This window comes from Pseudomonas sp. BW16M2 (genome assembly GCF_014268865.1).
Classification (GTDB): Bacteria; Pseudomonadota; Gammaproteobacteria; order Pseudomonadales; family Pseudomonadaceae; genus Aquipseudomonas; species Aquipseudomonas peradeniyensis.
The window spans coordinates 175,153-189,230 of record NZ_JABWRI010000010.1; the positions used below are offsets into that span (position 1 = coordinate 175,153).

Annotated in this window: 13 protein-coding genes; 8 read left to right on the plus strand and 5 right to left on the minus strand. The window is 64.9% G+C overall.

All coding sequences use genetic code 11. The features are described 5' to 3' along the window. Positions 1-116 precede the first annotated feature (116 nt). A complete protein-coding gene (locus HU735_RS12065; RefSeq protein WP_186713708.1) occupies positions 117-1,682 on the plus strand; it encodes a PAS domain-containing methyl-accepting chemotaxis protein in 1,566 nt (521 codons plus the stop codon). A 56-nt stretch (positions 1,683-1,738) separates the two neighbouring features. Here HU735_RS12065 and HU735_RS12070 read toward each other — a convergent pair whose 3' ends face one another. The 4 genes from HU735_RS12070 to HU735_RS12085 form a co-directional block, all read right to left on the minus strand. Continuing rightward, positions 1,739-2,623, minus strand: coding sequence for a pseudouridine synthase (locus HU735_RS12070; RefSeq protein ID WP_186713724.1), 885 nt, complete (start codon positions 2,621-2,623; stop codon positions 1,739-1,741). Between the two features lie 50 nt (positions 2,624-2,673). Beyond that, entirely contained in the window at positions 2,674-2,982 is a 309-nt protein-coding gene (locus HU735_RS12075; protein WP_050704807.1) for a hypothetical protein, read from the minus strand. Positions 2,983-3,050: 68 nt separating this feature from the next. Further along, the gene (locus HU735_RS12080; RefSeq protein ID WP_273018705.1) at positions 3,051-3,287 is read right to left on the minus strand and encodes a glutaredoxin family protein; all 237 of its coding nucleotides are present in this window, start codon (positions 3,285-3,287) and stop codon (positions 3,051-3,053) included. A 72-nt stretch (positions 3,288-3,359) separates the two neighbouring features. Beyond that, positions 3,360-4,568 (minus strand): ammonium transporter, encoded by a 1,209-nt coding sequence (locus HU735_RS12085; RefSeq protein WP_186713710.1) that lies wholly within the window; start codon positions 4,566-4,568, stop codon positions 3,360-3,362. Positions 4,569-4,872: 304 nt separating this feature from the next. Here HU735_RS12085 and HU735_RS12090 point away from each other — a divergent pair, with 304 nt between their 5' ends. From HU735_RS12090 to HU735_RS12115, 6 genes are all read left to right on the plus strand, one after another. Next, positions 4,873-5,184, plus strand: a complete 312-nt coding sequence (locus HU735_RS12090) for a YqjD family protein (protein WP_186713711.1) — start codon at positions 4,873-4,875, stop codon at positions 5,182-5,184. Between the two features lie 9 nt (positions 5,185-5,193). Beyond that, on the plus strand, positions 5,194-5,568 hold the full coding sequence (locus tag HU735_RS12095) for a phage holin family protein (protein ID WP_186713712.1): 375 nt from the start codon (positions 5,194-5,196) through the stop codon (positions 5,566-5,568). After that, entirely contained in the window at positions 5,565-5,894 is a 330-nt protein-coding gene (locus HU735_RS12100; protein WP_186713713.1) for a hypothetical protein, read from the plus strand. Before HU735_RS12095 ends, HU735_RS12100 begins: the two co-directional genes overlap by 4 nt. Before the next feature lie 78 nt (positions 5,895-5,972). Then, on the plus strand, positions 5,973-7,304 hold the full coding sequence (locus HU735_RS12105; RefSeq protein ID WP_186713714.1) for a deoxyguanosinetriphosphate triphosphohydrolase: 1,332 nt from the start codon (positions 5,973-5,975) through the stop codon (positions 7,302-7,304). Positions 7,305-7,585: 281 nt separating this feature from the next. Then, on the plus strand, positions 7,586-8,206 hold the full coding sequence (locus HU735_RS12110) for a response regulator transcription factor (protein WP_050704801.1): 621 nt from the start codon (positions 7,586-7,588) through the stop codon (positions 8,204-8,206). A gap of 46 nt (positions 8,207-8,252) precedes the next feature. Then, a complete protein-coding gene (locus HU735_RS12115; protein ID WP_238349808.1) occupies positions 8,253-11,840 on the plus strand; it encodes a transporter substrate-binding domain-containing protein in 3,588 nt (1,195 codons plus the stop codon). Positions 11,841-11,870: 30 nt separating this feature from the next. Here the strand turns inward: HU735_RS12115 and HU735_RS12120 are convergent, their stop codons facing one another. Beyond that, entirely contained in the window at positions 11,871-12,215 is a 345-nt protein-coding gene (locus tag HU735_RS12120) for a YggL family protein (RefSeq protein WP_050704800.1), read from the minus strand. Positions 12,216-12,401: 186 nt separating this feature from the next. On the opposite strand from HU735_RS12120, the gene dacB reads away from it, so the two are divergent. Beyond that, positions 12,402-13,865 carry a D-alanyl-D-alanine carboxypeptidase/D-alanyl-D-alanine-endopeptidase gene (gene dacB / locus HU735_RS12125; protein WP_186713715.1) on the plus strand — a complete coding sequence of 488 codons (1,464 nt, stop codon included), beginning with the start codon at positions 12,402-12,404 and terminating at the stop codon, positions 13,863-13,865. The last annotated feature ends 213 nt before the right edge of the window (positions 13,866-14,078 follow it).

Here is a 14,078-nt window from a genome sequence, read left to right on the forward strand (position 1 = left end):
GCATTAGCTCAGCCGCACTGATGGCACCTTGCCCCAGATCAAGCCAGTTAAATATTCATTCAATAAAACCAGAGGCTTGCCGATACCCGTCGAAAGCCTTGCGGATTGAACAGCCAATGCGTAACAACCAGCCGATTACCCAGAGAGAACGGACTTTCCCTGCCCAGCAGCGGTTGATCTCCACCACCAACGCCAAGGGCGTGATCACCTACTGCAACGATGCCTTCATCGAGATCAGCGGTTTTTCCCGCGAGGAACTGATGGGCGCGCCGCACAACCTGGTGCGCCACCCCGATGTGCCGCCGGCCGTGTTCGCCCACATGTGGCAGACCCTCAAGCAAGGCCTGCCGTGGATGGGCATCGTCAAGAACCGCTGCAAGTCGGGCGACCATTACTGGGTCAACGCCTACGTCACGCCGATCTTCGACAGCAACCAGGTGGTCGGCTACGAATCGGTACGGGTCAAGCCCACCGCCGAGCAGATCCGCCGCGCCGAAGCGCTGTACCAGCGCATCAACCAGGGCCGCTCGGCCATCCCGAAACGTGACAAGTGGCTGCCGGTGCTGCAAGACTGGCTGCCGTTCATCCTGGTCAGCCAGGTCGGTTTCCTGATCGGCAACTGGCTCGGCCATTCCTGGGGCTTCGCCCTGGCCGCCGGCCTGTCGGTGCCGCTCGGCCTGCTCGGCCTGAGCTGGCAGCAGCGCGGCCTCAAGCGCCTGCTGCGCCTGGCCGAACAGACCACCTCCGACCCGCTGATCGCGCAGATGTACACCGACAGCCGCGGTGTCCAGGCACGCCTGGAAATGGCCATGCTCAGCCAGGACGCACGGATGAAGACCTGCCTGACCCGCCTGCAGGACAGCGCCGAGCAGCTCAGCGACCAAGCCCGCCAGTCCGACGCCCTCGCCCACCAGAGCTCGTCGGGCCTGGAGCGCCAGCGGGTGGAGACCGAGCAGGTCGCCGCCGCCGTCAACCAGATGGCCGCCACCACCCAGGAAGTGGCCAACCATGTCCAGCGTACCGCCGACGCCACCCAGGAAGCCAACCGCCTGACCAGCCAGGGCCGCAACATCGCCGGGGAAACCCGTGACGCCATCGAGCGGCTGTCCGCCGCCGTGGGCGAGACCGGGCTGACCGTCACCCAGTTGGCCAAGGACAGCGACGAGATCGGCGGCGTGGTCGATGTGATCAAGGGCATTGCCGACCAGACCAACCTGCTGGCGCTCAATGCCGCCATCGAAGCGGCGCGCGCCGGGGAGATGGGCCGTGGCTTTGCCGTGGTCGCCGACGAGGTCCGTCAGCTGGCCCAGCGCACCGCCGAATCCACCGGGCAGATCCACACCCTGATCGCCAAGCTGCAGCAGACCGCCAACAACGCGGTGCAGACCATGGAGACTGGCCACCGCCAGGCCCAGGAAGGTGTCGAGCGGGTCATGCAGGCCGACCAGGCGCTGGTGGGCATCAGCGAGGCCGTGGCCAACATCACCGACATGGCGACCCAGATCGCCGCCGCCACCGAAGAGCAGAGCGCGGTGGCCGAGGAGATCAGCCGCAACATCAGCACCATCGCCGACCTGGCCGACCAGACCTCCGGCCAGGCCCAGCGCTCGGCGCTGCTCAGCGAAGAGCTGACCAGCACGGCGGGTACCCAGTACTCGCTGGTGGAACGTTTCAACCGCTGAAATCGGTAGGCGTCATCGCGGGGCCAGTCGCAGCGGCGACTGGCCCCGCGATGGTTTTACCAGTCGAGCGTCAGCCGGCTCTCGAAGTAACGCACCTCACCCGTCAACGGATCCTCAAAGCGCAGGCTATGGGCCAGCAGCTTGAGCGGCCGTGCGTAATCATCCTGCTCGTTGACCAGCTGCGGGTAAAACGGATCGTTGCAGATCCCCGCGCCCAACGCCGCCATGTGCACGCGCAACTGGTGGGTCTTGCCGGTGACCGGTGACAGGCCATAGCGCCACAGCTCTCCGTTTTTCTCTATTACGCAGGCATGGGTTTCACTGTTGTCGGCCCCTTCCACTTCATGCATGCGGAAGAACGGCTCGCCATGCACTAGGCGGCTGCGGTGCACCAGCGGGTAGTCATGCTGCGGCATGGCCGCGGCGATGGCCTGGTAGTGCTTGTCGATGCGCCGCTCGGGGAACAGGCGCTGATAGGCGCCACGGCTTTGCGGATTGGCGGAAAACAGCACCAGCCCGGCGGTATGCCGGTCGATGCGGTGCAGTGGCACCAGGTGCGGGTTGTCCAGGCGCCGGATCAGCCGGCGCAGCAGCGTCTGCTCGACGTACTCGCCGGTGGGCGTGACGGGTAGGAAGTGCGGCTTGTCCGCCACCACCAGATGCTCATCGACATGCAGGATTTCTTCCTGCACCGGGATCACCTTCTCGTTGGGCACTTCACGGAAATAGTGCAAGCGCATGCCCCGCCGATAGTGCGTATCCGCCGCAATGGGCTGGCCATCGGCATTCAGCACCCGCCCCCGGGCGAAGCGGTCGAGCCATTGCTCACGCGTGATACCCTTGAAATGATCGCACAGGCAGTCGAGCACGTTTGCCCAGGGCCCCGGAGGCAGGCATACGGTACTGGCTTGCTGGTGGGCGGGGTCGAAAGGCGTGGTCATCATCGGGCTCGGTTCTACGTGGGCGGACATTATCTCCTACCCCCTGCCCCTCAACCAGCCTCGCTGGCCGGCTCGCAACGCGCCTTGAGCCAGCGCAGCACCTGCACCGCGTCCCAGCGCCCCGGATCGTAGAGGGCATAGCTCAGGCCCTGGTAGCCCACCACATCCAGCGGACGGTGGAAGCCGGCGCGCTGGAACAGCGCCTCGATCTCGGCGAAACAGGTGTTGAAATGCACCTTGCCGAACGGCGTGCGCTCGTCGGTGACGATGCCGTCGAGGCGCAATTCCAGCACGGCCTCGCACACACGCTCGGGAGCCATGTGATTGATGCTGTACTTGAGTTGCTCGACATTGAGCATGGCTTCACCTCGGACACTGTATTTATATACAGCATACGGAGCGAGCCACCCGCTCGTCAATGCACGGTTCAGCCGAGGAAGGCCACCACCTGCTCGGCATCGAACGGCCAGCCCAGCTCGACGCCGGTATCGCAACGGCGCAGCACCGGAATGCTCAGCCCGTAGCGTTCGAACAGCGCCTCGCTGTCGGCGATATCGACCAGCTCGACCAGCAGGCCGTGCTCGACGAACGGCATCAGCACAGCCTCGGCCACTTCGCACAGGTGGCACCCCACGGTGCCGAACAACTGGGTTTCAGGGAGCATGCAGACATCCGTAATTCGCATGAATGGATGCTCATTCTAGGTCCGTCCCCGCCAACGCGCACCTGACCTGGCTCAATCCTGGCTGGTGGCACCGATCCGGTGCACGGCCAGGTCCGCCCCCTGGAACTCCTCCTCATGGCTCAGACGCAGGCCGTGCAGCGCCTTGATCAGGCCGTACACGGCGAAGCCGCCGGCCAGCGCCACCAACACGCCCGCCAGGCTCCCCAGCAGCTGGCTGACCAGGCTGACGCCGCCCAGGCCGCCCAGGGCCGCTTGACCAAACACGCCGCAGGCGATGCCGCCCCATACGCCACACACGCCGTGCAATGGCCACACGCCCAGCACGTCGTCGATCTTCCAGCGGTTCTGCGCGGCGGTGAAGCACCAGACGAACAGGCCACCGGCCACCAGCCCGGTGACCAGCGCGCCCACCGGGTGCATCAGGTCGGATCCCGCGCACACCGCCACCAGGCCGGCCAGCGGGCCGTTGTGCAGGAAGCCCGGGTCGTTACGCCCGGCCAGCAGGGCCGACAGCGTGCCACCGACCATGGCCATCAGCGAGTTGATCGCCACCAGCCCGCTCACCCCCTGCAGGGTCTGCGCGCTCATGACGTTGAAGCCGAACCAGCCGATGATCAGGATCCACGAGCCCAGCGCCAGGAACGGAATGCTCGACGGCGCGAACGCCACCAGGCGCCCCTCGCGGTAGCGGCCACGGCGCGCGCCGAGCAGCAGTACCGCCGCCAACGCCAGCCAGCCGCCCATGGCATGCACCACCACGGACCCGGCAAAATCATGGAACGGCGCGCCGAAACGCGCCTGCAACCAGGCCTGCAGGCCGAAGTTGCCATTCCACACCACGCCTTCGAAGAACGGGTAGATGAACGCCACGATCAATGCCGTCGCGCACAGTTGCGGCGCAAAGCGCGCGCGCTCGGCGATACCGCCGGAGATGATCGCCGGAATGGCCGCGGCGAAGGTCAGCAGGAAGAAGCACTTGACCAGCGCATAGCCGTGATCGCTGGCCAGCGTCGCCGCCGGCTGCAGGAAGCTCACGCCATAGGCGACCCAATAGCCGATGAAGAAATACACCAGGGCCGAGATGGCGAAGTCGCTGAGGATCTTCGACAGGGCGTTGACCTGGTTCTTGTGCCGCACCGTGCCGACCTCGAGAAAGGCGAACCCCGCGTGCATGGCCAGGACCAGGATCGTGCCCATGAGGATGAACAAGGTGTTGGAGCCATGGACCAGGGAGTCCATCGCGCTGTGCATGTTTTCCATGAAGTGGCAGACCTGCAAAAAGGCACCAGGACAGTTCAAGAACCGGCATCCATGCACCGGATCGGTGCCAGGCCCCTGCCCCGTTTCGGTGAGCCGGGCGGCGCCTGCGTGGTTTTTTCTTGGGTTTGTCGTGGATTGGGTTAAGGTTTAGCGGTATCCGCAGCGCTGGCGCATGGTTTCGGCGCAAGCCTTGGCGGACTCGCACCGCTTTTTAGCAAGCGCTGTACCAACACATCCCGCTGAACCTTCCGCGCCACCGATCACTCGAAATAGCCAGTACACATCCACAGGGAGAGGCCCATCCATGGCCAGCAAATCGGCAAAGACTGCACAGGAAATTTTAATGGCTGACTTCCAGGCCCTGGTCCGCGACACCGAGAAGCTGCTCGCCGACACCGCCAACCTGGCCGGCGACCAGGCCGACGAATTGCGCGAGCAGATCCACGAACGCCTGGTACAGGCCCGCGAAACCCTGCAGTTGACCCAGGATTCGGTGCGCGCCCGTGGCCAGGCGGCCCTTGGCAGCGCCGAGGAGTACGTGCAGGAGAACCCGTGGCAGGCCATCGGCATCGCCGCCGGCGTCGGCCTGCTGATCGGCCTGCTGGCCAAGCGCTGAGGAGCCGGCATGGACAACGACGCCATCGGCACGGGCGCCTCCGGTCGGCGCCTGGGCGCGGCCATATTGGGCCTGCTGCACAGCCATATCGAGCTGTTCGGCATCGAGTTGCAGGAGCAGAAGGCCCGCACCCTCAGCCTGCTGTTGTTCGCGGGCCTCGCCCTGGTGTTCGCCCTGCTGCTGCTGACCGCGCTGTCGGGCCTGCTGCTGGTGCTGCTGTGGGACAGCTACCGGCTGGCCGGGATCATCGGCCTGTGCGTGTTCTACGGGCTCGCCGCGCTGTACTGCGGCCTGCGCCTGAAAGCCGCGGTGTTCGATGAATCCTCGCCGTTCAACGCCACCCTCGAGGAGTTGGCCAAGGATCGGGAGCGCCTGCTGCCATGAGCCTGCCCGAACTGCCCAACACCCGTAACCCGCGTGAGCTGCGCAAGGCCCTGCTGCGTCTGCGCATGGAAATGCACCGCCAGGAAATCCGCCACGAGTCCGGCCAGTTGCTGGAACCGGTCCGCCGCCTGCGCGGCATGGGCAGCTCGTTCGGCGAGGGCCTGGGCGTCAAGCACGGCTCGCTGTGGGGCATCGGCGCCGTCGTCGCCCTGGGCTTTCTCACCGGCAAGGGCGTGCGCAGCGGCAACCTGGCGCGCCTGGTACGCCTGGGCACCAGCCTGGTACCGCTGATCCGCCTGTTCCTCGGCAACAGCCGCCGCCCCTGAGGCCAAGGCGCGCCTGAGGCTTGCACGGGCGCGCTGGACGCAGGAAGCTAGGCCGATTCTACGATGGGAGATCACGCCTTGGACTGGCACACCCTGCTGACCCGCGAACGACTGGGCAAGGCCCTCTACAGCCCCGAGGAACTCGGCCGCAGCCCGTTCCACAAGGATCACGACCGCATCATTTTCTCCGGCGCCTTCCGCCGCCTTGGGCGCAAGACCCAGGTGCACCCCGTATCCAGCAACGACCATATCCACACCCGCCTGACCCACTCCCTGGAGGTCAGCTGCGTCGGCCGCTCGCTGGGCATGCGCGTCGGCGAGACCCTGCGCGAACAACTGCCGGCCTGGTGCGAGCCCAGCGACCTGGGGATGATCGTGCAGTCGGCCTGCCTGGCCCACGACATCGGCAACCCGCCGTTCGGCCATTCCGGCGAGGACGCCATCCGCCACTGGTTCCAGCAGGCCGCCGGGCGCGGCTGGCTGGATGACATGAGCGACGATCAACGCACCGACTTCCTCAACTTCGAAGGCAACGCCCAGGGCTTTCGCGTGCTCACCCAGCTCGAATACCACCAGTTCGACGGCGGCATGCGCCTGACCTATGCCACCCTCGGCGCCTACCTCAAGTACCCGTGGGCAGCACGCCATGCCGATGCCCTGGGTTACAAGAAGCACAAGTTCGGCTGCTACCAGAGCGAACTGGGGCTGCTCGAACAGATCGCCGGCAAGCTCGGCCTGCCACAGCTCGAGCACCAGCGCTGGGCCCGTCACCCGCTGGTGTACCTGATGGAGGCCGCGGACGACATCTGCTACGCCCTGATCGACCTCGAGGACGGGCTGGAGATGGACCTGCTGCAATACGCCGAGGTCGAGGCGCTGCTGCTGGACCTGGTGGGCGACGACCTGCCGGAAACCTATCGCCTGCTGGGGCCCGGCGAATCACGTCGACGCAAGCTGGCGATCCTGCGCGGCAAGGCCATCGAGCACCTGACCAACGCCGCCGCCCAGGCCTTCGTCGAACAGCAGCAGGGCCTGCTCGCAGGCAGCCTGGCGGGCGACCTGGTCGAGCACATGCACGGCCCGGCGCAACGCTGCGTGCTGCAGGCCAAGGACATGGCGCGCAAGAAGATCTTCCAGGACAAGCGCAAGACCCTGCACGAGATCGGCGCCTACACGACCCTGGAGATCCTGCTCAATACCTTCTGCGGTGCGGCCCTGGAACAGCATGGCGGGCGTACCCCGTCGTTCAAGAGCCGGCGGGTGCTGGACCTGATCGGCAACAACGCCCCCGACCCGCATGGTTCGCTGCACGACGCCTTCCTGCGCATGATCGACTTCATCGCCGGCATGACCGACAGCTACGCCAGCGAAATGGCCCTGGAAATGACCGGGCGTTCTAGTCCGAAATAAGGGCGGACGGGGGTGGCAGGCGCCTGTTTGCCACCCACGTTTAATACGCATGAAATTTCCCACGTAATATCGATATCCAATAAACACGCTCACCACGCAAACCCACAAAAACGATCAAACCCTGACAATTCCCTCTCAATATCTACATCACTCGTAGCAATGTTTCGCCAACACTGTAAGTAAATTCCTATATCCCGGTTTTGGCAGCCACTTCCCTGCCCGTCGACATTCAACTGAGCTAATGTGCCGGCTGCCTTCACGCGCCGCATGGAATGTTGAATATGCACTCAGTCTTTATAGTTGATGACCATCCTGTCATACGTTTGGCGATACGGATGTTGCTGGAAAACCAGGGATACAAGGTGGTCGGGGAATCGGACAACGGCGTGGACGCCATGCAGTTGATCCGCGAGACCCCGCCGGACCTGGTCATCCTCGACATCAGCATTCCCAAGCTCGATGGCCTGGAGATGCTCTCGCGCCTGCAGGCCATGGCCATCCCGCTGAAGGTCCTGGTGCTCACAGCCCAATCGCCGGCCCTGTTCGCCGTGCGCTGCATGCACTCCGGCGCTGCCGGGTACGTGTGCAAGCAGGAAGACCTCAGCGAACTGCTCAGCGCGATCAAGGCCGTACTGTCCGGTTACAACTACTTCCCCAGCCAGGCCCTCAATCCACCGCCGACGGGCAGCAACCAGGAGCTGGAACTGTTCCGCCAGGTCAATGATCGGGAACTCATGGTCCTGCAACTTTTTGCCCAGGGGCGCAGCAACAAGGAGATCGCCAAGGGCATGTTTCTCAGCAACAAGACCGTCAGCACTTACAAGAAACGTCTCATGCACAAGTTGCGCGCCAGCACTTTGGTGGAATTGATCGACGTCGCCAAACGCAACGCGCTGGTTTGAGGTCATGATGTGGAGGTGCATCGTTACATCGCTGCTGTGCCTGGGCATGCCGCTGCAAGGTGCCGGCGTGACCGTCGACACGGGGCGAACCTACACCCTGCTCAGCCGTTCGGCGCCGGCATCGGTCCAGCCCGGCCTGACACCGGCCCAGCGTGACTGGCTCGCGCAACGCCGGGAACTGGTGCTGGGCACCTCGGCCCCTGACTACCCGCCGTTCGACATCGCCACGGGCGGGCGCGAATACCAGGGGCTGACGGCCGACTACGCCGGCCTGATCGGCAGCGCCCTGGGCCTGCCGGTGCGGGTGCAGCGCTTTCCCAGTCGACCGGCGGCGGTCGCGGCGCTCAAGAGTGGGCATATCGACCTGCTGGGCAGCGCCAACGGTTACGAAGCGGTGACCCAGGGCCTGGCATTGTCGCGGCCCTACGCCATCGACCAACCGGTGCTGGTGACCCGCGAGGATGAAACCCGGGCGTTGGACACGGGCCTGACGGGCATGCGCCTGAGCATGCTGTATCACTACCTGCCGCCCGGGGAGATTCACGCCAACTACCCCAAGGCCGAGCTGCTGACCTTCGAATCGTCCACCCAGGCGCTGAATGCCGTGGCCTTCGAGCAGGCCGACGTGTTCATCGGCGATACCATTTCCACCCACTACCTGATCAGCCAGGGGCACCTGCCGCACCTGCGCATGGCCAACTTCGGCAAGCACGAAGCCGTGGGCTTCAGCTTCGCCATGCGCGAGGACGCGCTCACCCTCCAGTCCCTGGTGGACGCCGCCCTCGACGCCCAGCCCAACACCACCCGCAACGATATCTTCAAGCGCTGGAGTGCCAGCAGCGGTAGCCTGCTGACCGATCGCAAGCTGCAGTTGTCGGCGCGCGAGGAACAGTGGCTGAGCGAACATCCGATCATGCGCGTGGTGGTCAACGACACCGCCGCGCCCCTGACCTTCTTCGACAACAATGACCGCCTGCGCGGCATCGTCGCCGACCTGCTCGAACTCATCCGCCTGCGCACCGGCCTGCGCTTCGAGATCCGCCGCGCCAGCGGCGATGGCGACATGATCGACCAGCTCGAGTCCGGCCGCGCCGATATCATCGCCAGCCTCTCCACCGACGCCCGTCGCGGCAGCCCGCTGCAGGTCAGCCGCCCGTACCTTGAAAGCGCCTACGTGCTGGTCAGCCACACCGGCGACGACCAGCCCAGCAGCCTCAAGCAACTCAAGGGCAAACGCGTCGCCGTGCCCCGCGACAGTAGCGTGGCCGCCCTGCTCGCGGCACGTCACCCACGGATTCACCAGGTCGCCACCGAAAGCACCTACTACTCCATGGTGCTGCTCGGCAGCGGCGCGGTGGATGCGGCAATCGCCACCCTGATCGACGCCAACCACATGCTCGCCACCAGCAACAACCTGGTGATCCGCAGCACCGTGGGCACGGAACCGGCAGCCTTCGCCATGGCGACCGCCGCCGGGGCCAGCGAGCTGGCGGCGATCCTCGACAAGGCGCTGTTGAGCATTTCGCCGGAGGAACTGGGGGTGATCAACAGCCGTTGGCGCGACCATGGCCTGCGTGACGACGCCTACTGGCGCAGCTACCGTCGGCTGATCCTTCAGGTGGCAGGGGTCATCGCGGTGCTGCTGGTTCTCGCGCTGGTGTGGAATGCCCGGCTGCGCCGTCAGATCAAGCAGCGCCAGCGGGCCGAACGAGCGCTCAACGACCAGCTGGAATTCATGGGTGCGCTGCTCAATGGCACGCCCCATCCGATGTATGTCCGCGACCGTGACGGGCGCCTGCAAAGCTGCAACGACAGCTACCTGCAGGCCGTTGGCGCCAGTCTCGAGGAAGTCCTGGGCAAGAGCCTGGACGAGGCCCCCTTCAGCGACTGCGACTATACCCGCCAGGTCCAGGACGACTACCAGCGGGTGATGGCCCAGGGCAAGCCCTTGATCCTCGATCGTCCCCTGCGCCTGCGTGACCGTGAGCTGACGATCTATCACTGGATCCTGCCCTACCGCGACTCGGTGGGCGAGATGCAGGGCATCATCGGTGGCTGGATCGATATCAGCGAACGCCGCAACCTGGTCCAGGACCTGCGCCTGGCCAAGCAACAGGCCGATGACGCCAATCGGGCCAAGAGCACCTTCCTGGCCACCATCAGCCATGAGATCCGCACGCCGATGAACGCCCTCATCGGCATGCTGGAACTGGCCCTCAAGCGCGCCGACCAGGGCAAGCTGGACCGCCCCGCGCTGGAAGTCGCCCATCATTCGGCCAGCGACCTGCTGGGGTTGATCGGCGACATCCTGGATATCGCCCGGATCGAATCCGGGCAAATGTCCCTGGCCCCCGAACCTGTAGACCTCGCGGCCCTGGTCGAGTCGGTCGGCCGCGTGTTCGATGGCCTGGCACGGCACAAGGGCCTGGTGCTGGATGTGGTGATCGCCCGCGAGGCCCGCTGCCATGCGATGCTCGATCCGCTGCGGTTCAAGCAGGTGCTGTCGAATCTGGTGAGCAATGCGATCAAGTTCACCGAACAAGGTCAGGTACGCATCAGCGTCCGCCTGCGCAACGACGGCGAGCCGGCGCTGCCGACCCTCGACCTGGAGGTGCGCGACAGCGGCATAGGGATCCACGAACAGGACCTGCAACGCCTGTTCTCGCCCTTCGTGCAGGCCAACCCCTACAGCGATGGCGCCCGGGCCGGCACCGGGCTGGGCCTGGTCATCAGCCGCGACCTGTGCGCGATGATGGGCGGCGAACTCACCCTGCAAAGCCTGCAGGGCGTAGGCACCCGCGTGCGCCTGGTGATGCCGCTGCAATGCATCGAGCCGGTGGCAGCCTTGCCACGACCGGCCACTGAAATCCTCCAGCCCGACCAGCAGCTGCGCATACTGGTGATCGACGACCACCCGGCCAACCTGTTGCTGATGGCCCAGCAACTGAACTACCTGGGCCTGAGCCAGGAAAGCGCCGAGGACGGACGCCAAGGGCTGCGCAAATGGCGTGAAGGCTGTTTCGACGTACTGATCGTTGATTGCAACATGCCGCAGATGAATGGCTACCAACTGGCCAGGGCCGTGCGCATGGAAGAACGCCTGCACGAGCGACCACCCTGCACCATCCTCGGCTACACCGCCAACGCCCAACCCGAGGTGCGCCAGCAGTGCCTCGACGCCGGCATGGACGACTGCCTGCTCAAACCCATCGGCCTGCAAGTGCTGGGGCAGCGACTGAACGCGATTGCGCGGCTTGCCCGCCAGGGTGACAAGCGCCATACGCCAGCAGCGCGTTTCGACCTCGACGGTCTTTCAGCGATCGTCGGCGACAACCTCGCCGACCGCGACCGTATCCTCGACACCCTGCTGCTGAGCCTGCGCCAGGACCTGCAGGTGCTGATGGCCATCGACCCGAGGCATGAAAGCGCCGAGCTGGCATTACAGGCACACAAGATCCTCAGCGCAGGAAGGATGCTGGATGCACAGGCATTGATCGAGGCGTGCGAGGCACTGGAAGAGACGGACCTGCCCCAGGCTGAGCTTAAACGGCGCCGTCAGGCGCTGGCGCGGCATATGCGCCGCGTGGAGAAAGCCCTGGCCAGGCAGCGGGAGCGCCTGGCCGAAGCCGGATGAGGGCGGTACAGGGCGTACCGCCGACATTCATCAGGAAGCCGGGTTGACCGGCTTTTCCGGGTACCAGGCGTCCAGCAGCGGGCTGACTTCGATATTGGTCAGTTCGCTGCGGCCCTTGAGCCAGGCTTCGACAGCGGCGCGCTGTTCTTCGTTGACCGAACCACGGGTGGCCTTGCAGACCAGGCCGAAGTCGTCGCCACCGACGTAGTCCAGGCCGTTGGCATCCATGGCTTCAGCCAGGAAGGCGTCGAGGAAGGCATCGATGGCTTCATCGGACAGGTCTTCCTTGAAGCCCAGGTTCAGTTCGAAACCCAGCTCCTGGAATTCGTCCACGCACAGTTTCTTGCGCAGGCGACGGGAACGGTTGGTAGCCATGAAACAATCCTCTCAATTAATTACGCGCGGCACTTTACCAGTTTCCGCTGCCTAACGGCGCTTTTCCGTCGAATGAAGCCCATGCTCGTGCTGCTTGGGGCATAATGCGCACTACATTTTGTCCTGGGGCCATCACCTCCTACAGCCCCGTTGTCTTTTTCCCTCGCCTGCAGGGTTTGTCCATTTATGATCAAGACGCTCCGCCCACTGCTGCTCGCCGGCCTGTTCCTGCCCCTGTCGCTGTCCGTGCAGGCCGCCGCCGTCAACACCAGCCTGCCGCCTAAGGTGCAGCAGGCGCTCAAGACCAACAAACTGCAGGATTCGGCCCTGTCGCTGGTCATGCTGCCGCTGGACGGCCCGGGCACGGCGACCGTGTTCAACGCCGATGTGTCGGTCAACCCGGCCTCGACCATGAAGCTGGTCACCACCTATGCCGCGCTGGAACTGCTGGGCCCCACCTTCCAGTGGAAAACCGAGTTCTACACCGACGGCACCCTGAGCAACGGTGTGCTGAACGGCAACCTGTACCTCAAGGGCGGCGGCGACCCCAAGCTGAACATGGAAAAGCTCTGGCTGCTGATGCGCGACCTGCGCGCCAATGGTGTGCGCACCGTGACCGGCGACCTGGTCCTGGACCGCAGTCACTTCGTGCAACCCAACCTGCCACAGTTCGATGACGACGGCGGCGACGAGAACAAACCGTTCCTGGTCAAGCCCGACTCGCTGCTGGTCAACCTCAAGGCCTTGCGCTTCGTTGCCCGCAACGACGGTGGCAAGGTCAACGTCTCGGTCGAGCCGCCGATCGCCAGCATCCGCATCGACAACCAGGTCAAGGCCGTGGCCGGCAAGCAATGCACCGGCGAGGTGCGCTACAACCCGGTAGTCCAGCCGGACGGCGTCAGCGTGACGGTCAGTGGCCAGCTCGCCGACGGCTGCAACTCGCAGACCTACCTGTCGCTGCTGGATCACCCGACCTACGCGGCCGGTGCCGTGCGGGCTATCTGGAACGAGCTGGGCGGCAGCATCCAGGGCCGCGACCGCATCGAGAACGTGCCCAAGAGCGCCCGCCTGCTGGCCCGCGCCTTCTCACCGGACCTGGTGGAAGTGATCCGCGACATCAACAAGTACAGCAACAACACCATGGCCCAGCAGCTGTTCCTGAGCCTTGGCGCGCAGTTCCGTACCGACGCCGACGGCGACGATGCCCGTGCCGCCCAGCGCGTAGTGCGCCAGTGGATGGCGAAGAAAGGCATCACCTCGCCGCACCTGGTGATGGAGAACGGATCGGGGCTTTCCCGTGCCGAGCGGGTCAGCACCCGCGAGATGGCGGCGCTGTTGCAGGCGGCCTGGAAGAGCCCTTACGCGGCCGAGTTCATCAGCTCGATGCCGCTGGTGGGGATGGACGGCACCATGCGCAAGCGGCTCAAGCGCACGGCCATGACCGGTGAAGGGCACATCAAGACCGGGACCCTGAATACCGTGCGGGCGATTGCCGGGTTCAGCCGGGACAGTAACGGGCACACCTGGGCGGTGGCGGCCATTCTCAATGATCCAAAGCCTTGGGGGGCTTCGCAGGTTCTCGACCAGGTGTTGCTGGATCTTTATCGGCAGCCTAAGGCGGGGAATGGGACTGTTGGGGTGATGCCTTGATTTGATTCGGCTTGGGCTTTCAGGGGGTTGGTTTTGATGGATGTAAGCGCATTCGTTGGCGATGGTGACGCATAGTCACCTTTTCGCCCTTACGGCGAGTTCCTTTTTGAAGGATCAAAAAGGAACCAAAAAATCCTCGCTCCATTCATCCGGCCCCTACGCTTCGCTTCGGGGTTCCCTCGCTCCGTTCTTGCTCCCGGGAGGACCGCGCTG